Consider the following 21313-nt stretch of genomic DNA (forward strand, 5'->3'; position numbering starts at 1 on the left):
CACCTCACACTCGTTTCCGTTATCGGTGCAGACCGCTGATGTAGCTTTCCTCTTGCACTTCGGCCTGGTATTCTTCCATACCCTCCAGTTTCTCGTTCACGCTTTGCAGGTTGGCTTCCATCGACAGACAATGGTTGTAAGCGAAGCGGTGTCTGTCGGGTATATCCGTACCGGTAAACGGTCCGGCATTGAGCGTGTCGGTTTCCCTGTTATACCAGACGAACAGATGTTTTCCGTTCGGCATCTCGAACATCGGGAGTTTCTGATGTTTCAGGACATCAAACTCTTCCGCCGCCATATCCTTGGCCACCTCTTTCACATCATCGCTGGCGCGGTCGGTTCCGTAACGCCGGATATGGTCTCGCACCTCCTGTTCCGTGTACTTCAGCATGATGTCGTAAGTGCCCCCGACACTTCCGTTGTACACTACGGCAAAGTCTTTATCCTCGATTAGCAGATCATCTCCCCGGTTCTGGAGGGGAGAAGCGAATGTATGCTGCTCGTCCATACCGTTGCCGTCGTAATACTCCTTGGCGAGTGCCAGCAATCCCTTGTAGTCGCCTTTGCCCTTCAATTCGTCCAGTTGCGTCGTGTCATCGGTGGATTGGAGATAAGCCACCGATGCGTAAAAGATACGTTCCTTGGTCGAGTGTTTGTTCTCTTGCTCTTCAGTAACATTTTGTTCCAACTCCTGTGCAATCTTATCCACCTTTTGAGTAACGATTGACGAAGCCCTTTTCACGTCCAGAAGCGTCGTCTTGATAAACTGTGGCGATTCCTTCAATTCATCGAGCCACCCTTTGAGGTATGCGCAACTGTCTTCCTTGATATGCTTGGTCATGCCATAGCGTTGTGCGATCAGTGCACTGCCGAGTTCGGCCACCAGTTCCTCGCGGGCATACTCTTTCGAGCCGAAAGATGTCGGCTGGAGGCGGTCGAGAACACCCTCGGCGCCGGTGGAGTGGACCATTTCATGAAACAGCGTTCCGTAAAAGGCTTCTCCGGACTGGAACTGTTCTTTTTCGGGCACGATTATCTCGTTTCTCGTAATCGAGTAGTATGCTTCGTCCTGATGTCTCGGTTTGATAGGACAAATCCAAAGGTTATCCCGAATCATCGTATCGACGGGCGCGAAACTGAAATGTTCGCCGTTTTCGATCCTTTTCCCATTCTCTACCTCCAACTGCTCCCACAACTCCGGTCGTGCCTCCCGCAAGTTGGTCTGGGCGACATTGAACACCCGGAACACCTGCATTTTGGGATAGACGTTGTATTGCGCCTTCTCCTCGTCGGAGAGCTTCTTGTAATCGTCATACTTGATTTTTTCCTTTGTCTCCTTGTGTATGCAGGTGAATGTGGTCAGCATCACGGGAAAGGATTTCTCGCCTTTCAGCACAGATACCCTTGGCAGTTCTTGTCCGTCCTTACCGGGTTTGTTGAGCCGCTGCACGCAGTCGAACGTACAGAAACGGGGAATCTTGTACCCTTCGTTCTCACAATGCAGGAGCAGCATCAGGGCGTTCATACCGTTGTACTCGCGCCCCGACAGGTTACGCGGCCATTGCAGTACACCCTCGGTAAACCACGGCTTGTGCCAATCTTTCTGGATGCTTTCGATTTTCTCGATCATCATCTCGGCAAAGAGGTCCAGCGCCTTATCCTCGCTGTTCGGTCCCTCTGTATTTCGCTTTCTATAACCGGCCATGACTGCTACTGATTGGAGTTATCCGATTCGGGAACATATTGCATCAATTCTTCCACTCGGCAGGAGATGTCCGGCTTCCCGTTATGTACCGAGACCGTCAGTTCGCCCTTGGCCTCTACCTTGACACCCGGTTGCAACCACTCTTCGCGTTGCCTGTCGAAGCAGAAGAAGCGCACCCACTGGTACTCGAAATTCTCATCGACCTTCTTGATGCTGAATGCCGAGAACATCGTGTAGGGTTTGTCGTTCCTGTCTTTCCGTTCCTCGATATTTTTGCCCACTTTACCGCGAAATGCCATATCTCCTTTGAGAAAATCCGCCGTGTCTGAGGCAACCGGATCGATACGGTCTGCAAAAAGGTTGAAATAGAGTTTGTCACCCCTGCGTTTCAGAAACAGCGTTCCTGTAATCTCCACGTGCGAACCGTTCCGATAACCTGATGCCTCCTCTTGGGAGCCGTCTTTGCTGACACTGATTTCGATAACTTCGTTTTGACCGTCTCGGTCCGGAATCGTGACACGTAGCGGAAAAGACAGAAACGAATTTCCTTCCTTGTTTGTTCTCGCCGAAGCATTGCGGCCTATCGTGCCGCATACCGTAACATTACATTTAATCATTTTGCTTTTGTCTTTTAATGATACACATATACCATCTGACAAACAGGGTCCTATGAATTGAAGTTGAACAGACTGGTGGCGGCCCTAATCAGGAGCACGTATCCTTATGTAGATGAATCCTGCTGCAATCAGCAACTGCACCCCCATGACGACGAGCGTTGTCACCCAGCCCAGCAGCAGGTAACAGAGCAGAATGTGCAGGACGCAGACGGATAGTCCGAATAGATACCCGCATAACCGTATCATCACGCGTTTTATCATGGCTTTCGGATTTTATCGTTTCAGGATTTCCGTCTGTCCCCGTTGCTCGGCCATTCCCTGCTCGAAATTCAGCGAGGCTGCCTCCGAGAGGATGACCGTGTTCAACAGTCCAGTCACACGCAGTCGTTTGGCTTCTTCCGAAAGAGAACCGTCGTTAAGCGTCACCGACAGGCGGCTTAACTCGGCAGAGGTCAGTTCCCGCGATACCTGGACGCTTCCGTTGTCCGCTTGCAGGACAGCCCGCCCGTTTTCCCCGATCACGAGGTCGCAACTTTTCATGCCGGGCAACAGCGATGTCAGGTCGATTTCCCGGCGGTCCATCGCCTCGGAAATGGCCGCCTTTTGTTCTTCCTCGTTTTTGCTGTCGATTTGCGTCGCCAGCAACATCAGGGAGGTAAAAGCGGTCATGGCCATCTCCACGATAGGGTCGCTACACCCTGACAGTCCCACGCCGCTGTCCTCCGAGGAGAGCAGTTTTTTCATCCATGCATCGGGTGAAAGGTTTTCCTTGGCATTCTCCGGACTTTTATATTTGGCGAACAGGTCGTTGCCGTTATGCAACACTTGTTGTTTGATGTTGCCCTTTTGTGCGATTTCAGCCAGATACGCTGCCGGATCGACGTCCCGTTGCGTACCGTCCGCATGAATTTGCCGGACACTGAAATGCAGGTGTTCCCCGCTCTTGCCCGATTTACCGAGCCGATTTCCGGCCTGTACTGTATCATCGGTTCTCACGAATACCTCGCCGAGGTTTTTGTAGGTACACTGTATTTTGCAGCCGTCCGCACGGGGGTATTCCACCGTGAGCGATTTGTTTCCGACAGCGACGACCTTGCCGCCTTGTTCCGTCGCCAGCACTGCATCGCCGTTGTTACATCGGATGTCCATGCCTGTGTGCATTCGTTTTGTCCCGTCCTTGGTGTCTTGCCGCATACCGAACGGTGAGGTGACGAAAAGAAACTCTTTCCGTTCCACCGGAAACGAATAGTCCACTGCATTTCCGGCTTCCCGGAGCGGGTTCTCTTCCACACCGAACCGCTTTCCCTGCGCTTCCATCTCCTGCATGACCTGACGGTCGTACTTTTGCAGCCCGTTCTGCTCGATGATACGTTGCAGACTGTCGGCATAATGCCCGCCCGTGGCATAGCCCGCCTTTTCGAGCCCCAGCGTCCAGCCTTTGTAGTCGTCGGGAGAGAGCGAGAAACAACGGGCATAGCGGTTGTTCTCTTTCAGGAAGCGTGAGTGATGCTCATACGAATCGCCCACACTGTCGTAACTGCAGAACTTCTCGTTCGGCTTGTCATCGGAATACAGGCTGTACCGGCCACCCTCGGCAATCCATTCGGGCGTGGCCTTGATACCGAAGTGGTTGTTCTCATTCTGCGCCAAACGGCTCTGTCCGTTGGAACTTTCCAGTATGCCCTGTGCCAGCGTCACGGAGGCCGGAATGCCGTACCGCCGCATCTGTTCCATCGCATAGTCTGCATATTGTTCCGTATATTCTTGATTCTTGTTTGCCATATTTCTACCTCCTCATGGTTGGACGTTGTTCGTTCTCTTCGTCGGTTGTTTCTGCAGGCCCGTTTTGCTGTGCCTTGGACATACCGTCACAATCCATCACGTATGCCCGTAGCGCATGAATTTGCTGCCTTGTTTCCTCATTGTCATGCTCGAATACCAATATGATTTTGTTTGCATCATACGGAACGCGTTCTTTGCTCGGAGGCAGGTTCAGTTCGTTCGCAATGGTCTCCGCATCATACATGGAAGCATAATAGTTGTTCCCATGTTTGAAAAGGACGACCGCTTCCGGTTGTTCTTCTTTGATTTGCTCATACTTGCCATACAGTTGTTCCGGCATATCTTTTATGGACAACTCTTTTAGGGATGAACCGGCTTTCTGGGCTTCCCCGGCGGTTTGTTTAGGATTCTTGTCTTTATCCTGCTGCTGGGTATCCTCTTCTCCTTGTTTCTTTCCGGCACTCTCTTCCTGCGTCTGTCCTTTGCGCAGTACGTCGGCGAAAAGCGTGGCCGCCAGATGGCATTTGTATTTGGCACGGTCCTCCGCCACCCACATGCGTTGCCATTGTTGCCGGGTGACGCTTCGGGGTTGTAATTTCTTTCCGTCAATGGTCGCCACGCACAGAGTCCCTTCTTGTTTGGTCTTGAACACGGACACCCGCTGAATCCGGTTCAGGTCAATGTCCTGCGCCCCGCTGCTGAACAGGTCCACTTTCAGGTCGGGTTGTGTTTCCGCCAGCGCATAATACTTGTGCGCCAGCTCCATGCGTACATTTTCGATATTGTCCATCGACTGTTTGAGGGTGGAGAAGAAGCGGTTCAGGTCGTCCTTGTCGGGATAGATACTGTACCCGCTCTGATGTTCGGGCTTCAGATACAGTGCCCAGCGGTTCTTGTCGTCCTGAATCATCTGTACTTGGTCGAAGCCGATTTCGTCCGCCCGTTTGACCGCAGGCGTTACGTCCAATGTGGAGAGCATCTCCAGCGCCCAGTTCTTCAGCCGGGCCAGTGACACCTGTTTTTGGGCGAAATAAGTATCATCGGGCCTATACCCCCATGCGCCGTCAGGATTGAAGAAACGCACGTTTTCGATCCCTTCCCTTCGCAAAGCCCTGCCGATACGGGCCTTGTTCATGCCCGGCACTTCATTGTCCACTTCCGGCGACGCACCGGCAGGGAGTATCACATCCGCCGATTTCGAGGACGGGTCGATGACAATGACAATGGTCTTGTCCTCCTTGTTCGGGTGTTTCCGGATCTCGTCAGCTACATAGAAATGCTTGGGTAACTGCTCCTGCATGTCCGAGGTCTGCCGGCGGTTGCGCATCGTGGCATATTCGATTTTCTCGCCCCGTTCTGCCTTATGGATTACTTCGAGGGCGTTGTTCACGTCGCTTTCGAGGGCGTCCACCAGGTTGGGGTTCTCCTTGAGTTCCCGGTTCCAGTAGTCCACCAGTTCAAGGCTTTTGTCGGACAGACGGGCGGGCAGTCCCAATTCCAGCATTTTGATTCCCGAAGCCACCTCCACGATTAGCCGTTCCTGTTTGAGGGCATCTTCCGAGGGACCCATACCGTTTTTCATCACCATGCCTTCACGGGCCAGCCGTTGCTGGTGTCCCGTGGCACTTACGATTTGCCGCAGTGCCTCCTGTACATAATCGTTGTAGTGTCCGAAATCCCGTTGGCGCGGCATATAGACCGCATCGCGGTCTGTCTCGTAATGGGGCATTCCGCTTCCGTCCGAACGCACGGGCACGAGATTGTCCCGCATTTTCAGCAGGAAGTCGTTGAAACGGATATGCAATCGCCGTTCGTCGGCCTCGGAATATCCCCGTTCCACGGCACTGCCGTCTTTCAGCAATACCATATCGTATTCCTCCTTATCCACGTAAGGCAGTGTCGTTTGGTCGATATTGAAAAGTGTGCGGATCTCCCGGTTATGTATGCCCTTGTACTGTTTCTGCACCTCCTCGTCCAGTTTCAGATAGGCGTCTCGGCTGATGATGTCCTCCGGATTGTTGCGATGGACGTACTTATTCCAGTTATAGAACAGGAACGGGACTCCCTGCTCGTGCTCACGGACAGATGTGCCGCGAGCCTTGGCATCGCTGTAAAGGGTAAACAGGTTGGTCTTGCACCCGTTCCGGTCCGAATGCAATGCCATAAACAACCCGTTGAACGGGCTGACGGCGACACCGCGCGGGTAGAATTTTGGAAAACCTTTGCCAGCGGCGTTGAGCCAGTGGCCTCCAGCGTTCGATGCTTCGTTCAAAGCCGTGGAGAGCAACTCTATCTGTCGCTCCTCGGCATTCTTTTCTATCTGCGATTTCTCTTTCATATTCCAAAATTTTTGTCGGTTACGAAATGATATTACTGAATGCCCCGTGTCCGCACGATGGTCTCCTGTTGTCCGTTGTCATAGTTCTGCGAAGCCATCTGGCGAAGTCGGTCGCTTTGGACGAGCACGGCATTGGCCAGCGTGTTCAGCGGCAAGGCACCGGCACGGTAGGCGTCCGCCACCGTGGAATTAAGCTGCACCGTGCAGGGCACGTGGTCTATCGTGGCAATAAGGGTATTGCCTTGCAGTACCGGATTCACAATACGTGGATTGAGCGGCTCATCGGGATAGCGTCTGTACTGCACCTTTTTGTCGGTCGTGGCCACATTTCCGTTTCTCTCCGTCCTTTCTTTTCCCAGTGCCTCGTGCCCCGCCTTGTTCAGCAGGTTCGCACCACCCAAGCCGATAAGCAACATCTTTAGCATCGGATTCTTGACGAATATGCCCGCCACGATACTCGCTATCGGCAGCAGGTTTTCTTTCAGTCCCAGTGATTGCGTCTTGCCTGTGAATATACCCAATAGCATGTCTGGCAGCATGGCCAACACACTGCCCGGATTACTCATGACTTCGCTGAAACCTTCCAGTCCGAGGAAACGGGTCAGTCCATCCCAACCGTTCTCGTTGGTCTGTATGGTCTGCGGTTCTTGCCTGGACGGCTCTTCCCGTATCGTTTTCTCGGTGGAGACTGTGGAAACCTGCACTTCTTTCGCCTCTTTTTCCCTCTGTTCGGATTCCTGACCGGCTTGTTCCGTTTCGGTATTCCCTCTTTCCAAGTCTTGCAGATAGGCTTCCTCCTGTCCGGGAGCGACCACCATCGGCACATCTTTATACCGTTCCGCCCGCTTCCGTTCTTCCCCGGCAGTTTCTTCCCGCCACGGCATATTTATACTGTCTGTTTTCCACCAATCCATAAAATCGAATGTTATAATCGGTATCTTTTTCTGTAACTCTCCGTTGGCTTCGGCCAAGAGTGTGTTCTCTTTGGGTGGAATCGCCGCTGCTTCCTTACGGAATCCCTCGAACACATTGCTTTCGCTGCCGAACACACCCTTGCTGATACACTCCTCTGCAGAGAGCGTCTGTGTCTCTTCTGCCCCGAAGTGATCGGCAACGGCCGAGATGGCTGTATCCGCTCCGATGAACCGTGCGAAGCTCGCCCACGAACCTGCACCGCCCAGCATGACGGTATCGGCTGAAGCCCCCAACACCCAACCTGCTCCTTTTTCCAACTTGCTCGGACGATAGGCGGCCTCTCCGCGTTTCTCTATCTCTTCGGCCAGCGGCGAGCGGCTCAACGCCTGAGGCAACCCCAACAGGCTTGATTCAGCCGCTTTGCGGATGATGTAGTCCGCCGAGGACTTGGGCATACGTTCCTTCACCAGATGGTCTATCATCAGTTGCTCCACGCGGTAGTCCACGAAAGCGTAGGCGAGGTCACAGCCCAATTCCTGCGACAGTTCGTCGTAACGCTCGCGTCCGACTTCCTGCACGACGGTATCGCGCCACTCTCCGGCCATGTAGGCGAGATCGTGCTGTATTTCTTCCGACGAGAGAATCCGTTTATTGCACATCTCGATGTAGTCCTCTGTCGTTTTGGAGTTCCATTCTCCCGTTACCTTGAGTGTTTGGTACGGGTCGGAGAGCGGTTGGCCCGCCGACGCCATCATGCCGAGTATGCCGCTTATGGAAGTCGAATACTCCTTCATTTCCTCGCCCTGCTTCTCGGTCAGGTAGGTTTGCGTCTGCGTCATGACGGGGACGAGATGATGGCGGAAATAACTGCCCATGAGGGTCTCTATTTCCGCAAACCTCCTGCTATGTTTGATTTCGTCCATATAATCAATATCTTTCTATATCATGTTTATCTGTTTCAGCAGTTGTTCCTTCGTTTGTTCGATGGCGTTGTGGTACACTTCCATTTGCTTGGGGAAAAACTCTTCGAGCCATGCATCTTTTTCGATACGGTCTTGAATGAAGCGTACCGCCTGTTCCCGTTCGATTTCCACCGAGGCTTCCCCTTCTTCCCTGTTGTTGAACCATGCTTTCGTCCACCAGCGGACTCCGGCGCGGTCGGGATAGACGGAGACAATCCTCGATATGTCGAAACTCTGGATGTCGATGTCCAACTCCGCCAGCGGGTCGATGAGTCCGCAGCCCGCTACAGCTTCGTCATGAAGTTTTTTTTTACCTCGCCGCCCATTGTGGAGAGGTACACCTCATGCCGCGCAAGGTAGTTCAGGAAATCCGCTATCAGCAGGTTCTGAACTTTGCAGGCAAGCGGCATGGCTTTGCGCCCCAGTCCGAGGGGATTGGCTATGCTCGGCATCTGCTCGTAGAAATACTCTTTCATCGCTCCCATCGTGAAGATGTGGCGGAGCGACTGTTCCGTATGTGCGGGCACCGTGTACGCTCCCCGCTGCAAATCCTCCATGTAAAGCGGCAGAAAGCGGAGCATCAGCTCTTCTATTTCCCTTTGGTCCTTCTCGTAGTCGTTTTTTACTCCCGTTTCCGCATCGTAAAAACCTGCAGGGCCGTTGCCGTCGGTTTCCTGCAAAGCCTTGATGTTGCCGTACAACATGGTCAGGAACTCTATCGGGTTCAGCTCCTCGCCCTTGAATTTGACTTCTATATGCAGCCGTTCACCGCTCAAAGCCACCGTTTGTCCGGCTTTCACCCGTTGTCCGAATTGTGCGAACACATTCGACAGAAGACCGTATGTCACCTCGTACCCGCCGTAACGGACTGTCTGGCAAATGCCGTGTACCGGGTCGTTTCCCACGCCCGACACGATGCCACTGGCCACAGCCGACAGTATGTAGTACCGCGCTTTGAAGTCTATCCCGTGATGAAAGAACTTTTCTCCCGTTGTCGGGTGTACCTGCTCGCCGTAACCGAGCGACAGTTCCACGTCTTTTCCCCGCGGCTCTTCGAACGGCATACAGTAACCGCTGTCCGAGTGCAGGATCATTTCTTCCGTATATTTCATTGTGATATATATTTTTTATGTGTTCCTACCTTCTCATTCCTCCGCTTTGCGCTTGTTCCTCCGGAGAGAGTGTCGGCGTCTGTGTCCTCGATACCGTTTCCGAGGGAACCGTGCGGACAACGCCCGCATTGTTGCCGATAAGCATCATGCCCAGGAACAGACCGGCGATTTTACCCAGCCAGCCGGAACGTCCGAACACGAGGTACGCCGCCGCAATCAGTCCTGCAATGTTCAACCCCGACACATTGCCTCCTCCGAGGTTTCGCAAAAAGCCGCTGAGCATGTTGAACAACCCACCGCCGGAGGCTTCCCGCAGGAAGTTCGACACCCCGTTCAGTTTCGAGTCCGCGCCTCCCACAGCCTCGCCTATGGCAGAGACCGTCTCTCCGGCTTTGTCTTTCAGTTCCTTCATGTCTTCGGTCGTACCTGCAAGGGCATCCGTGGCGGATTTGCCGACTACGGCCTCACTGACGATCCGTGCGACACTTTTGTCGGTGGTCAGTTTTTCCCAGCCCACATAGCCGACGGCAGCTCCGGTAGTGGCCATTTTGACCGCCTGCCCGGCTCCCCGAAGGGTCTGCGAGGGATGCAGTACCGCATGACCGGCACTTTTTCCCGTCGCATTGGCGGCCTTGCCCATGCCTTTCATGGCCTTTCCGCCGTATTTCAATATCGTATCCCAAGCTCCCATATTTTTATTCTTTTTTAGGGTCTAACATTTCTTCCATTTTGCCGCCATCGTCTTTGGGCGGCTTTCACGATGTCGTACTTGTCCGCAACAGGGCGTGCACCCTCGTCGATTTCCCGCCAGATGTCGCCCATCGTGGTATATTTCACGGCTTTAGTCAGCCGTTGCAGCGTCCGGTTCATCGACCGGAGTTTCGGACGTATGCCGAACACGATCTCCATACGTTCCCTTTCCGTCATCTTGTTGTCCGACAGGCAGGCCGTGCGGATGTCGTTCACAATCTCCACGCTGTTCAATATCATCTCCCGGTAAATCTGGTTGCGCCGCGTGGAGAGGGCGACAGCCAATGCACCCGTCGAATGTCTGCTCAATTGTTTGGTGAAGTCGCCCATGTTGTCCGTAAGCTGCGATATTTCATGGTAGAAACCGTAAATCTGCGCCGCATAGCAGACAATCGAACGGAACGAGTTCAGGTAATTGTTGAACTCCCGTTGCAAGTCCGTCGTACCTTCCACTTCTTCTTTTGTCCACACATGCCCTGTGGTTTGCATCAGCATGACCTTCTCTTGGTTTTTCAGTTCCTTCTCGGCCTTGTTGGTATAAACCAGAATCATTCCCGCAAGGGTCGCATCGTTCTGCGCCTGTACCTTCGAGATACCGGCGCACAGCAACAGAATCCATATCGAGATTATCCGCTTCATCGTTCTTCGTTTTTTATTGTCCTTTTTTCAACGGGCGGTGGCTGCCGCCCTGCGCCAGCGGGACATGGCCAGACGGGCCACTTCGCCGTTGCTGCGGTCTATCATACCCGCCGTTATGTTGTTCCACACGTCGTTCAGGGTATAATAGCGCAGGCTCAAATAGAGCAGATGCAGTTTCCGGCTGAATGCCGCGAGCTGGTCGTTCAAAGCCCACAGGGTTTTGCTCCGTTCCGCCCCCGTGAGCATGTTTTCCGTGCCGCCTTTGGCCACGGCATCGTTCAGCAGCGTGAACACGGAGACCAGTTCCGTCGCTGTCTCGATATAGAGGTTGTTCATGTTCATGCTGGCGACGATACCCTGCGGGTTGTTCCGTATCGCTTTGCCCAATTTTTCCAGTGTGAGGAAAATCCGTACACCGTCATTATAGAGGTGCGTGCAGGCTTTCAGCGACGAGGCATAGCCGCTCGCCGTCTTGAGGTAGCTGTTGTACTGTTTCTCCCACTCGTGTATGCGATTGAACTCTGCTGCGATACTGTTTTGCATCAAGGCGGTCTGCGTCTGTCCTTTGATTTGTTTGTCTATCTGGCCGTTAATCAATTCATTGCCCTCGGCCAACGCCGCCCATTCCAGCGGGTTTGAGGCGGCAATCTGCGCCTTGGCCAGTTGCGGAAGCAGACCGGCAAGTATCAAGACCGCCCATATACTAATGATTCGTAATCTCATAGATTCCCTTTTTTCGTTTATTGATTTCCACACGTTCACGGATAATCGCCACGATGTCGTTTCCGCATCGGACGCCGATAAGGTCGAGCCTTGGCGTGTTCCGGTCCATCGAGAGAATGCGAACCGTCTTTAACCCGCAAATCTGTTGCAGGAGGCTCTGGTGTTCTTGAAAGTCCACGATACGGTACAGTTCCATGTAGTCCACCCTGCGTATGAAAATGCCGTGTTCGCTGACAAGCTGTTCTTCGCCGACCCTGTAACGTATCCGACGCAGGTAGATGAAGCGATACAGCAACACGAGGAGCAGAAATAAGGAAACGATTCTCGCCATACTGCTCAACGGCAGACCTTCCATGCCGCCGTACACCAGCCCCGCCATGCACACGAACATCAGCGGCAGTTCGTCGATGACGAATTGCCCGGTATGCGGCCGCAGAAGGATATTCCGCTCGTCTTGTATGGAATGCTGCATAGTCATCGGCGAAAATGTGTTTGTCGTTCTTGTTCAGGTTCTTCCTCTCTGACCGACTCTTCACGGACCGATTCTTGCTGTTGCTCTGCCAGCAATTGTTCATTCCAGCCTGTATAGCGACAGTCCGGCATTTCACGGGAAATGGCGACATCATGCTCCTTGTCGATACCGAGAAAATCCTGTAATTTCTCACGGAACTCACGGTAACACTTCCTCATGGTATCTATTTGGTCCTGCACATCTTCCGGGGCACACAACCTGCTCGAACTCATTGATATGGCTTCTTCCCGTTCGGCATCGAATCGTATGCAGCTCTCTTGCAAGCCGCCTTTGGGCAACAGATAAAATTCTCCTTCGTCCAGATCATTGCCGTCCGGTATGGAATCGAGATATGGTTTCCGCTCCGGTGTCTCCTCGATGGTGGAGCGTATCGTGCGGCAGATTTCCTTTTGCAGGGTTTGGGCAAACTTCCACCCCTCCCGACCGGTGTCGAAACAGATATGCTGCCGGGCCGGGATCGTAAGCTCAAGCACGCCTCGCATCTGTTTCTCGGTAGGTTCGCCGCCCGTTGAGACGAAGACCGCCTTTCGTAGCTCTTGGTTTTTCGCCTGATGAAGCTGGTAGTAGGCCATTGCCTCGCTGGCACTCTCGAACCAGTAGATATGCTTGGCTTCCGAAAGAGCTGTCCGGGCAGGACTGGCAATCCATACACCTTCCCCCGAATGGTTGCCCTCGGTCATGTCGTCGTAGCTGGAGTTACCGTCCGTGTAGGCGTGTCCTCGCTTCTCGAATCCTACGATCTTATCCGCATCTTCGGGTAACGTCATCGGAAAGGCGAGGCAAGTGCGCCTCTGACCGTCCTCGCTGTGTCGGGTCGCCAGACAGAAGTCCCGGTGAAAGGTTTGCTGCGTACAGAGGTCGATACCCCTTTTCTCGAAATAGGGTGCAAACTTCTCCTGCGTACCCCTGTCCTGCGGATCGAACTTCTGAATGTTGTAGTCCGCAATGTCGAACGGTCGGGTGTCCCGCTGGGGTTGTCCTGTGCGGGTTTCCTGTTCGGGAATAGGGTAATGCAGAAGGCGGTAGCATACGAGTTCCACCAGCCGATCCGGATTTATGCCCTCATGGTATTCTGCAAAAAGATGCGGGTGTTCCTTGATGAACGAAACGACGTTGTATTCCTTCTGCCGGGGTGGCTGGCAACAGCACTTCCCATGCTGTGTGATGACGAACTTGTCGCCCCGGATACGCTTTCCCTCACTGTCCGTGCGGATAAACGAAGAGAGACGCAAACCGAAGCGTCGGTTCTGGCGATAACCGGCATCGAGCAGTACATCCCGGATGTCGAGCCTTTGCAAAAAATCGTCATGTGTCAGTTCTTTGTCATTCATTGTCTTCTCTTTTGTTGTTTCATGTGGGGTGTGCCGCATTGTCATCGGTGGAAACGTGCTTGCCGTTCCTGTTCGGGTTCTTCTCTTCTGGCCGGCTCTTCGTGAACTGATTCTTGCAGCTTGGCTTTTGCCAAGAGCTGTTCGTTCCAGTCCTTATAGCCTTTGTCAGCGGGCTCGTACACGATAAGGTCGGTGCTGTCCTCGCCGGGAGCGGGAAGATTACGGATCGCATCCTCTATGGCCATGATATTTTGTCTCATGCCCTCCAGCGTTTCCTCACTGGCCGAACCCTCGGCAAGAGCCATCTCGTACTCATCTTGGCACACCATGCTCATCTCCTGCAAATATCCGTCGCCGATTGTCCGATAGTCAAGCGTACCATCTTCCCGATAGATTTCTTTGGGACGTAAAAGCGTGCCGACTATCCTGTGAAAGTCGAAGGGTTCGAGTTTTACTTCGTAGTTTTGGTTCTCCTCGCCACTGATACGGACCAGCAGTTTGTCGTCTTTCGTCACGTTACTGGTGAATGTCTTGCCCGCATGGGTGAGCGCGAAGTTGATGGCGAAGATCTGCCCGGCACGGTCCCCGTCGAAGCAGAGATGGTGGTAAGCGTGTGGAGTGGCCTCTATCATGGCTTTGAACTGTTGCTGGCTCGGTGCTCCGCCAGTAGAGACGAACACTCCCTTTCTAAGTTCCTTGTCCCATTTCTGGTTAAGCTGGTAATAAGCCATTGCGTCGTAGGCACTCTCGAACCAATAGATACGCTTGGCTTCCGCAAGTGGGGTCTTGGCAGGGCTGGCAATCCACAGCCCCTCGCTCGAATTGCTGCCCTCGGCCTTGCCTTTGTAGCTGCCGCTTCCGTCCATTCTTGCACGTCCCCGTTCTTCGAAGCCCACGACCGTACCGTCGCCTTTGGGCAAGGTCAGCGGAAAAGCGAGATTGGTGTATGCCGCACCGTCCTCACGATGTTTCGTCGCCAGACAGAAGTGGCGGTGGAAGGCATATTGCGTGTAGAGGTCGATACCCCGGCTCTTGAAATAAGGATAGAACTTCTTCTGTGTCTCCCGGTCCTGCGGGTTGAACTTGTGCAGGTCGTAGTTTGCGATGTCGAACGGGCGGATGTCCCGCTTGGGCTGTATAATCCGCGTTGTCCGGTCCTCGATAGGATGGTTCAGCAGCCGGTTGCACACGAGGTTCACCAGTCGGTCGGGGGACATGCCCACACGGTATTCCGTGAAGAACTGCGGGTGCTCCTTGATGAACGAGATGATGTTATAGACTTTCTGCTGCTGGGCTTGGAAGCAGCATTTTCCCTGTTGCGTCACGATGAACTTGTCGCCGCGGATACGCCGTCCCTCGCTGTCTATACGAACATACGAGGGATAGCGCAGGCCGTCGCGCCGGTTCAGGTGGTAGCCCGCGTCAATCAGCACGTCCTGAATGTTCAGCCTTTGCAGGAAGTCGTCGTAGGTAAGGTCTCCTTCTCTCATAGTTGTCTTTATCTCCCTCTTCTCATATCGTTAATATCCTGATTCATCTGTGCCTCGAAATTGCGTATGGCCACGTCTCTCGGCGTATCGACACCGGGTTTGAAATACGGGTGTGGCGGGCCACCGAAACGCTCGCCGTAGAACTCCGGACCGTGATGATGATGCCGCAAGCCGTGGACGACGCCCGCCGTGATGACCGTTCCCGCTGTGAGGGCGGCGAAAATTTTCACGCCGAGACTGCGCTGCGCTTCCGGCCGCATCTTCATGTCCACCTCGCTGAATATCTTCGAAAAGATTTTCATGCGATGGTAGTCATCGACCGCAAGGAATTTATCGTAATCCTTCTGGCTGATCTCGTGAGTGATGACTTGCCCGTCGATGACGGCCGTCATCTTGTACTTGCCCTCTATGGGGGATGGATGTACGGCTATTTCGCCGACCTCGACCTCCCTGCCGTGCCGTTCTTCCCGATACCAGCCCTTGCGCTCGTCGAGCACGGAAATATCCCGTCCATCGACGGAAGCGGTTGCGCCATACGGCATCTCCTGCCGGAGCTGGTTTTCCAGAGGGGAGAGGATTTCCTGCTCCTGTTGCTGGCGTTGCGTCAGTTCCTCCTGCACTTCGGGGTGCAAGCCGAGGGCGATACGCCGCTCGCTGTCGAGATCCGCCATTGTTACCTTGTCGGCGAAATCCGCCCTGATTACCCCGTTCAGGACTTCCAGTCGTTTCTCGACAGGTTGTTCCTCGATGGAGTTGGAGGTCAGGACGGCCGTTTCTTCTTTCGTCAGGTCATAGACCATATCGGCGGCCACCTTTTCGGACTGTACGGTCAGGGTCCGTGCCTCCTTATCGACGATAAGACCGTGGGAGGCAAGACACTCCTGCCATTTCTCGTTGGAAAAATAGACCGGAGAAGCAATCAACTCCTTGTAGGTACGGGCCGGTTCTGTACTGCGCGGACGGCTGACTATCGGCGTGATGACCGTTTGCAAGTCCTGCAGGACATCGGTCTGTCGTGCGGACTGTATAGGCTGCCCGTCCTTGTACTTGTAATAAAATCCGTAGCCGCCCGATTGCAATTCGCCCGGCTTCATGCGCCCGTCCCACCGTTCAGGGACAATGGGTGGTCCCGGATAGAACAGCTGTCCGCCGACCCGCCGCAGATGGAAACCCCACTGGTGGCGTGGCGTCCAACCGAGGAACGGAGGCGGCATACCCAGCCGTCCCACACGTCCGTATTCGCCCATACCGATACGGTAGCCGTGCAATCCCATAGCGACACGGCCGTTGGCGTTACGGGTATGGACGAAGTTCTTGGGCATATAAAAGTCTTTCCCTACAATGCTCGTGAACACGTTGTAGGCTTTCTTGTTGGCCGAGTTTGTCCCCCAGTCCGTCAGGGCCAACATCTGACGCTCGGTAAGGTCGTAGGTCAGCAGCGGCGAGTCGTGGCCCTGTACCACGAGCCGGTAGCCCGTGCCGTCACTGACCACGTGGGCCTGCATACCGTTACGCCTCAATATGTCCTGCATTTCGGGTTGCAGGTCCATCATTCGGGGGTTGGTATTCTTTCGTATCGCCATAATCCGTTGTTAAAAAGGTTTCCGTTATGCGTCTCCGCTCTCCATCGCCGCTTCCAGTTGTTCGTCCTTGTAGTGGACGAACTCGGCGGCCGATTCATTGCCCACCATGAGACCGTGCTCCTTGCAATAGCGGGTATATTCCTCCTGCCATTCGGGTGAGAAATGATTCACATAGTCAAGCCAGCCGTACTGGCCGCGCTCCATCTTCTCGATAAGTACCTCTTCGGGATAATATTGGTGTTCTGCCATATTTGATGAATGTTAAGATGTTATTTGTGAAGTCCCGCCGCACGGTTACGCTCGGCGCTTTTCTTCTGTTCGTTCCACAGTTCCTCGGTATATTCCTCTTCGGGAACGTAGTCGAGATTGCCGTCGTCGTCCATCACCCAGCAGCCGTACACGCCGAAAGTGTATTTGTCCCACTCGCGTTTGGGTTGTTCTTTCCATTTTTGGCTGTCGCCCGAACAGAAGCGGATGCCGGTCTTGTCGTGCAGGTCGATACCCACTGTGACGGGTTCGTCGTCTACGACCAGCGTCAGCGGTTCGCCGTTCTGCATTCCGTTTACCTCTACCGGACCGAGATGCATTATTTCGGCCAGCACTTGCAGGTTGCGCCCGATAATCGGCGTGGGAACATACATCACTTGCTTCGTTCCCTCGTCTATCTGCACGAATGCCTTGCTGTGCCGCCCGTCCGCCGTCTCCACGTCCGCAATGATGGCTTTGCCGTCAAGAAGCTGTTTCTGTTGCGCCTCGTCATAGCGTTCCAGCGGCGAGGATTCCAGAACGGGATAGAACACCACGTCCGGTCGGCCGTCGTCCCTGCGGACAAGGGCGAAGCGGCTGCGGCTCTCTATCAGTTCTCCTTTCTCGTCACGGACACGCACCGGAAGCACGGGAGAGTGTCGACCGTCGCAAATCTCATCAAGGACACGCATCGGCAAGTCCTCGATCATCTCCTGTGTAAGCCCGAATCGGGCCAGTGTCGGATAGGGCAATTCAATTAGTTCAAATCGTACTGTATTCATAATTGATTTTGTATTTTGAATTATACTTTGCAAAGATAGATTCTTTTCATTTCGCTGTATATAATAGAATAATATTAGTGTATTAAGAGTGTTTATTTTTATGTTCAAAGTATGATTTTACACATAAATTCATACTCTGAATGCTTTTTTTGTTGTACTTTGGTCGAAAAAGGTCGTGGAAACGGGACATCTTGGGCAGAGCTGGTTATATTTGCCGCATGAGAAAGAAACTACTGTTTTTGATGGCGGGTGCTGCAAGTGTCGCAGGCCCCGTTCAAGCACAATTCAATACGGTTTCGACCGTGCCGTTCCGATACAGGGTTGAAGTCGTTTCTGCCGGTAGGGATAATGCGGTAACCTTGCCCGGATACACGCTTTCCGTCCAAGACACCTTACCACCGTCAGGAGACGCTGCCCCGGCATTGTCTGCCGACACCTGCAAGCACGTATGGATAGAACGCTATCTTAGCGTAAGCTATCCGCTGCGCCGGATGAAAATCAACTCGCTTTATGGGTATCGGAAAGACCCTTTTACCGGAAAAAGAAAGTTTCACAACGGAATCGACCTCCATGCGCGGGGCGACGAGGTAATGGCCATGATGGCGGGAGTGGTAGTGAAAGTCGGGCAGGACAAATCCTCCGGCAAGTATGTAACCCTCCGGCATGGAAACTACACGGTCAGCTATTGCCACCTGTCGCGTATCCTTACCCGGAAAGGGGCTGCTATCGGGCCGAGGGATGTCGTCGGCATTACCGGTTCTACAGGACGCAGCACCGGTGAACACCTGCATATTTCCTGCAAGCTCGACGGCAAAAGTGTCGATCCGTTAATGGTACTGGATTACATCAAGTCCATACGCGAAGAGTGCGTGGCGGCACTGGCCGAATCCAGAGAAACTTCCTCATTAAGTCTTGCAGATGAAAAATACAGATAATTCTCGTTTATTTTTGTTAATTATTTTATGGAAATGGTAAGAAAGGGGGGCTATGCTTACCCTATGGAAAGTAAAATTAAAGCATAAAAGGGTCCGTTGTTGTTCTATCGTTGGTACTGACGGCTTTGGTATGCAGTTCCGGTGCGCAGCATGTTCCGGCGGCCGGTGTGGCGGCTGCGCAGGAATGTTGTGTCCGAAATACGGACAACGCCTCTTTTCTGCAATTTCATGACAGAAACTCTATCCGGCAAAAAAAGGACAGCGACATAACAGGCATAGTCGGAGAAATCCCCGATGTGGCTTGCCGTGCCGGCGCATAGGTAAATGGGGTGCATCTTCGGTACATATCCGTGGAAACGGCCCATCTTCTCCGAACTTTACAGCGGTATCTCATTTGCCGCATGAACAACCTGACCTATTGTTGTACCCTCGTGCATGACTCTTCCCGTAGCCCGAACTGGGACAATGCCTGCGAGCATTATATTTTCGGGATGAGACGGATTCTGATTTAGCAGTTTGTTTTTCATGGTTTATACTGATGTCTACACTTGGCTGAAAAGCGAGGTGTAGCTGTTCGTGGTGAATATATTGAATAATCAAAAAAATAAAATTTTCGCACGGTATGAATCAAAATATTTTCGCTTCCGAAACGCTGTTCTCGGCGGCATATCTCAATATTGAACAAACTACTGATATTTCACGTCATTATCTCCGTTTCTCTCTGCACGGTCGGACTGTTCATCTTGTTTTGTTGTTGGGACTGCTACGGGCAAGCCTGACGGTGTTTCCCGTGAGGCGAGCAATCCAGTATGACCCGTCGGTATGAAGCTGGACATCATTTAATCTGAGCGGAAACAGGAGCAATATTTCGCTTTATGCCTATGCGGCGATAGATAAAAAAGAGTGGGGTTGGTGTGGATTGGATGCCAGCCCCCTTGTTATACAGAATAAACATACAAAAAGCAATGGCTTGTCCCGCCGGAACAACAGGCTTCGTGTCCGGCTACAAGTCTTCTACGAAATGATTGGTTGCCTCGTCCCAATATTTCCTGTACACGAACTCGTTGTCGCCATTCAGGTTTAACTGGTACATTCTGAATATCACGGGGAAGTTCTTGGGTTGCCACAGTTCTTCGTATGAGTAACGGTACGTCATGCCGAGCTTCCGCATCACGTTTCCGCTTCTCGGGTTGTTCCTGTCGTGCGTGGCGGTGATGTAGGGCAGACCGTCTTTCCTCACTTGGGCGATGACGGCTCCGCCCGCTTCAGTGGCAATCCCCCGATGCCAGAACTCCTTGCGGAGCCCGTAGCCGAAATCGTGGTGTTCCTCCATATCGACTTTCACGTAGCCTATCGGGAAATTGTCCGTTTTCAGGCAGATGGCATAGGCGTAGGCTTGCGGCTGTCCGTATTTCGCCGCATACCTTTCCTGATAAAACCGCCGGGTTTCTTCGAGGTCTTTCACCGGATACCAAGGCAGGAATTTATTGGCTTCTTCGTCTTTGAGTATCAGGAAGAGGGCTTCCATGTCTCTTTCCGTGAACTTCCGCAGTATCAGGCGGGAGGTTTCCAATATAGGTGTATTCATAAGCTTATCTGTCTAACCATCCTTTCAGCTCCGCCGCCCTTTCCCGGCTTACGATGATTTCCACATCGGGATACTTCTTCAAACGAATCTTCAGTCGGGAGTTGAACCAGTTATTGATACTCAAGATACTGTCTATATGGATGAGGTACTGGCGGTTGGCGCGGAAAAAGACATCGGGGTTGAGCTGGGATTCCAGCTCGTCGAGAGAATAAGGCACGGTCTCGGACGTGCCGTTGTTCAGGCAAAGGAGCGTATTGCGTTCGTCCAAAGCGATGTGGCTGATATCTTTCACCTGCACGGAAATATAGCCGTCGCGGTAAGGCAGAAGAAAACGCTCGCGATAACGGTAATTGCTTTGCCGCATATATTCCAATAGCTGGCGCACCTCTTCGCCGTTTGTCTGCGGGGAACTTGCGCGGCGCACTTTTTCCATGGCGGCGGCAAGCTCGTCGGCCTTGACGGGTTTCAGCAGATAATCGAAACTGTTGTATTTGAAGGCCTGGATGGCATACTCGTCGTAAGCGGTGGTGAAGATGACAGGCGAGGGCACTGCCGTCCGGCGCAGCACGTCGAAACTCAGGCCGTCGGACAGGCGGATGTCAGCGAATATAAGCTCCGGGGCAGGATGTGCCTGTAGCCATTCCACCGCCTCCACAATGCTTGCCAACGGCCCGTCGATGCGGAATGTGCCGTCGATTTCTTCCAACAGCCTTTTCAGCCGGTTGAAGTTCCGTTTTTCATCTTCTATGATCAGGATGTGCATAATCGTCGGGTATAATAGGTAATTTGACTATATATGAATGTTCGCTTTTCTTGATGACAGGCTTTTCCTCGCACAACAGGAAGTAACGCTCGATGATGTTCCGTTGTCCGATACCGGTAGATGACAGGTCGGACGACACGGGGCAAAGGTCGTTTTTCACCACAATGTGGTTTCCTTCCCGAAAGACGTGAATATGCAGCGGTTGGTGTACCGACAAGCGGTTGTGTTTGATGGCGTTTTCTACCAGCAGCTGGAGGCAGACGGGGGGAATCCGGCCGTCTGTCCGCTCCAGTTGTTCATCCACATCGACGCTTATGGCATTCTCGTAGCGCATCCCTATCAAGTAGAGGTAGGAACGCAGGAAATCCAACTCTTCGCTTACCGGCACGGTGTCGCGCTTCAAGTTTTGGATGACGTAACGGTAAACGCTCGACAGATTCTCAAGGAAGCGTTCCGCCAATGTACGGTTTTCCACTATCAGTTCGGACAGAATGCTGAAGTTATTGAACATGAAATGCGG

General features: G+C 53.0%; 22 protein-coding genes. 1 reads left to right on the forward strand and 21 read right to left on the reverse strand.

Annotated elements, in window-relative coordinates; translation table 11 throughout:
- Positions 1-19: 19 nt before the first annotated feature.
- From R3O62_RS02250 to R3O62_RS02330, 17 genes are all read right to left on the reverse strand, one after another.
- Positions 20-1705 (reverse strand): zincin-like metallopeptidase domain-containing protein, encoded by a 1686-nt coding sequence (locus R3O62_RS02250; protein WP_317472278.1) that lies wholly within the window; start codon positions 1703-1705, stop codon positions 20-22.
- Between the two features lie 5 nt (positions 1706-1710).
- Complete coding sequence (locus tag R3O62_RS02255) at positions 1711-2322, reverse strand: OB-fold nucleic acid binding domain-containing protein (protein ID WP_004289401.1); 612 nt, start codon at positions 2320-2322, stop codon at positions 1711-1713.
- Positions 2323-2406: 84 nt separating this feature from the next.
- Complete coding sequence (locus R3O62_RS02260; protein WP_004289400.1) at positions 2407-2583, reverse strand: hypothetical protein; 177 nt, start codon at positions 2581-2583, stop codon at positions 2407-2409.
- A 12-nt stretch (positions 2584-2595) separates the two neighbouring features.
- Entirely contained in the window at positions 2596-4104 is a 1509-nt protein-coding gene (locus tag R3O62_RS02265; protein ID WP_004289399.1) for a glucosaminidase domain-containing protein, read from the reverse strand.
- Positions 4105-4108: 4 nt separating this feature from the next.
- On the reverse strand, positions 4109-6442 hold the full coding sequence (locus tag R3O62_RS02270) for a zincin-like metallopeptidase domain-containing protein (protein WP_004289398.1): 2334 nt from the start codon (positions 6440-6442) through the stop codon (positions 4109-4111).
- Between the two features lie 32 nt (positions 6443-6474).
- On the reverse strand, positions 6475-8280 hold the full coding sequence (locus R3O62_RS02275; protein ID WP_151852522.1) for a hypothetical protein: 1806 nt from the start codon (positions 8278-8280) through the stop codon (positions 6475-6477).
- A gap of 15 nt (positions 8281-8295) precedes the next feature.
- Positions 8296-8580, reverse strand: coding sequence for a hypothetical protein (locus R3O62_RS02280; protein WP_029429260.1), 285 nt, complete (start codon positions 8578-8580; stop codon positions 8296-8298).
- A 23-nt stretch (positions 8581-8603) separates the two neighbouring features.
- Positions 8604-9431, reverse strand: a complete 828-nt coding sequence (locus R3O62_RS02285; RefSeq protein WP_413958296.1) for a M23 family metallopeptidase — start codon at positions 9429-9431, stop codon at positions 8604-8606.
- Between the two features lie 25 nt (positions 9432-9456).
- Positions 9457-10122, reverse strand: coding sequence for a hypothetical protein (locus tag R3O62_RS02290; RefSeq protein WP_004289394.1), 666 nt, complete (start codon positions 10120-10122; stop codon positions 9457-9459).
- Positions 10123-10136: 14 nt separating this feature from the next.
- Entirely contained in the window at positions 10137-10820 is a 684-nt protein-coding gene (locus R3O62_RS02295) for a hypothetical protein (protein WP_007219811.1), read from the reverse strand.
- Positions 10821-10847: 27 nt separating this feature from the next.
- Positions 10848-11543, reverse strand: a complete 696-nt coding sequence (locus R3O62_RS02300; RefSeq protein WP_007478984.1) for a hypothetical protein — start codon at positions 11541-11543, stop codon at positions 10848-10850.
- Positions 11524-12021 (reverse strand): PH domain-containing protein, encoded by a 498-nt coding sequence (locus R3O62_RS02305; protein ID WP_004289391.1) that lies wholly within the window; start codon positions 12019-12021, stop codon positions 11524-11526. The genes R3O62_RS02300 and R3O62_RS02305 overlap by 20 nt, the downstream gene beginning before the upstream one ends.
- Entirely contained in the window at positions 12018-13406 is a 1389-nt protein-coding gene (locus tag R3O62_RS02310; protein ID WP_005776169.1) for a toprim domain-containing protein, read from the reverse strand. The genes R3O62_RS02305 and R3O62_RS02310 overlap by 4 nt, the downstream gene beginning before the upstream one ends.
- Positions 13407-13447: 41 nt before the next feature.
- Entirely contained in the window at positions 13448-14896 is a 1449-nt protein-coding gene (locus tag R3O62_RS02315; protein ID WP_004289388.1) for a toprim domain-containing protein, read from the reverse strand.
- Positions 14897-14904: 8 nt separating this feature from the next.
- Positions 14905-16479, reverse strand: a complete 1575-nt coding sequence (locus tag R3O62_RS02320; protein ID WP_004289387.1) for a hypothetical protein — start codon at positions 16477-16479, stop codon at positions 14905-14907.
- Positions 16480-16503: 24 nt separating this feature from the next.
- Positions 16504-16728 carry a hypothetical protein gene (locus R3O62_RS02325; RefSeq protein WP_004289386.1) on the reverse strand — a complete coding sequence of 75 codons (225 nt, stop codon included), beginning with the start codon at positions 16726-16728 and terminating at the stop codon, positions 16504-16506.
- Between the two features lie 20 nt (positions 16729-16748).
- Positions 16749-17507 (reverse strand): DUF4099 domain-containing protein, encoded by a 759-nt coding sequence (locus R3O62_RS02330; protein WP_007219808.1) that lies wholly within the window; start codon positions 17505-17507, stop codon positions 16749-16751.
- A 140-nt stretch (positions 17508-17647) separates the two neighbouring features.
- On the opposite strand from R3O62_RS02330, the gene R3O62_RS02335 reads away from it, so the two are divergent.
- On the forward strand, positions 17648-18442 hold the full coding sequence (locus R3O62_RS02335; RefSeq protein ID WP_004289384.1) for a M23 family metallopeptidase: 795 nt from the start codon (positions 17648-17650) through the stop codon (positions 18440-18442).
- 104 nt (positions 18443-18546) lie between these two features.
- Here R3O62_RS02335 and R3O62_RS02340 read toward each other — a convergent pair whose 3' ends face one another.
- The 4 genes from R3O62_RS02340 to R3O62_RS02355 form a co-directional block, all read right to left on the reverse strand.
- Positions 18547-18807, reverse strand: coding sequence for a hypothetical protein (locus tag R3O62_RS02340; protein WP_007219807.1), 261 nt, complete (start codon positions 18805-18807; stop codon positions 18547-18549).
- Positions 18808-19445: 638 nt separating this feature from the next.
- Positions 19446-20030 carry a GNAT family N-acetyltransferase gene (locus R3O62_RS02345; protein WP_004289380.1) on the reverse strand — a complete coding sequence of 195 codons (585 nt, stop codon included), beginning with the start codon at positions 20028-20030 and terminating at the stop codon, positions 19446-19448.
- Between the two features lie 4 nt (positions 20031-20034).
- Positions 20035-20793, reverse strand: coding sequence for a LytR/AlgR family response regulator transcription factor (locus R3O62_RS02350; RefSeq protein ID WP_004289379.1), 759 nt, complete (start codon positions 20791-20793; stop codon positions 20035-20037).
- Positions 20768-21304 (reverse strand): sensor histidine kinase, encoded by a 537-nt coding sequence (locus R3O62_RS02355; RefSeq protein ID WP_004289378.1) that lies wholly within the window; start codon positions 21302-21304, stop codon positions 20768-20770. The genes R3O62_RS02350 and R3O62_RS02355 overlap by 26 nt, the downstream gene beginning before the upstream one ends.
- Positions 21305-21313: the final 9 nt, after the last annotated feature.

Origin of the sequence: Bacteroides hominis (genome assembly GCF_033042785.2) — a bacterium.
In the GTDB taxonomy this organism is placed as follows: Bacteria; Bacteroidota; Bacteroidia; order Bacteroidales; family Bacteroidaceae; genus Bacteroides; species Bacteroides hominis.

Bases quoted from the DNA above. Each gene is read 5' to 3' on its own strand.
- R3O62_RS02250 (WP_317472278.1), bottom strand. From the start codon at position 1,705: ATGGCCGGTTATAGAAAGCGAAATACAGAGGGACCGAACAGCGAGGAT.
- R3O62_RS02255 (WP_004289401.1), bottom strand. From the start codon at position 2,322: ATGATTAAATGTAATGTTACGGTATGCGGCACGATAGGCCGCAATGCT.
- R3O62_RS02260 (WP_004289400.1), bottom strand. From the start codon at position 2,583: ATGATAAAACGCGTGATGATACGGTTATGCGGGTATCTATTCGGACTA.
- R3O62_RS02265 (WP_004289399.1), bottom strand. From the start codon at position 4,104: ATGGCAAACAAGAATCAAGAATATACGGAACAATATGCAGACTATGCG.
- R3O62_RS02270 (WP_004289398.1), bottom strand. From the start codon at position 6,442: ATGAAAGAGAAATCGCAGATAGAAAAGAATGCCGAGGAGCGACAGATA.
- R3O62_RS02275 (WP_151852522.1), bottom strand. From the start codon at position 8,280: ATGGACGAAATCAAACATAGCAGGAGGTTTGCGGAAATAGAGACCCTC.
- R3O62_RS02285 (WP_413958296.1), bottom strand. From the start codon at position 9,431: ATGAAATATACGGAAGAAATGATCCTGCACTCGGACAGCGGTTACTGT.
- R3O62_RS02290 (WP_004289394.1), bottom strand. From the start codon at position 10,122: ATGGGAGCTTGGGATACGATATTGAAATACGGCGGAAAGGCCATGAAA.
- R3O62_RS02295 (WP_007219811.1), bottom strand. From the start codon at position 10,820: ATGAAGCGGATAATCTCGATATGGATTCTGTTGCTGTGCGCCGGTATC.
- R3O62_RS02300 (WP_007478984.1), bottom strand. From the start codon at position 11,543: ATGAGATTACGAATCATTAGTATATGGGCGGTCTTGATACTTGCCGGT.
- R3O62_RS02305 (WP_004289391.1), bottom strand. From the start codon at position 12,021: ATGACTATGCAGCATTCCATACAAGACGAGCGGAATATCCTTCTGCGG.
- R3O62_RS02310 (WP_005776169.1), bottom strand. From the start codon at position 13,406: ATGAATGACAAAGAACTGACACATGACGATTTTTTGCAAAGGCTCGAC.
- R3O62_RS02315 (WP_004289388.1), bottom strand. From the start codon at position 14,896: ATGAGAGAAGGAGACCTTACCTACGACGACTTCCTGCAAAGGCTGAAC.
- R3O62_RS02320 (WP_004289387.1), bottom strand. From the start codon at position 16,479: ATGGCGATACGAAAGAATACCAACCCCCGAATGATGGACCTGCAACCC.
- R3O62_RS02325 (WP_004289386.1), bottom strand. From the start codon at position 16,728: ATGGCAGAACACCAATATTATCCCGAAGAGGTACTTATCGAGAAGATG.
- R3O62_RS02330 (WP_007219808.1), bottom strand. From the start codon at position 17,507: ATGAATACAGTACGATTTGAACTAATTGAATTGCCCTATCCGACACTG.
- R3O62_RS02335 (WP_004289384.1), top strand. From the start codon at position 17,648: ATGCTTTTTTTGTTGTACTTTGGTCGAAAAAGGTCGTGGAAACGGGAC.
- R3O62_RS02340 (WP_007219807.1), bottom strand. From the start codon at position 18,807: ATGGGCCGTTTCCACGGATATGTACCGAAGATGCACCCCATTTACCTA.
- R3O62_RS02345 (WP_004289380.1), bottom strand. From the start codon at position 20,030: ATGAATACACCTATATTGGAAACCTCCCGCCTGATACTGCGGAAGTTC.
- R3O62_RS02350 (WP_004289379.1), bottom strand. From the start codon at position 20,793: ATGCACATCCTGATCATAGAAGATGAAAAACGGAACTTCAACCGGCTG.
- R3O62_RS02355 (WP_004289378.1), bottom strand. From the start codon at position 21,304: ATGTTCAATAACTTCAGCATTCTGTCCGAACTGATAGTGGAAAACCGT.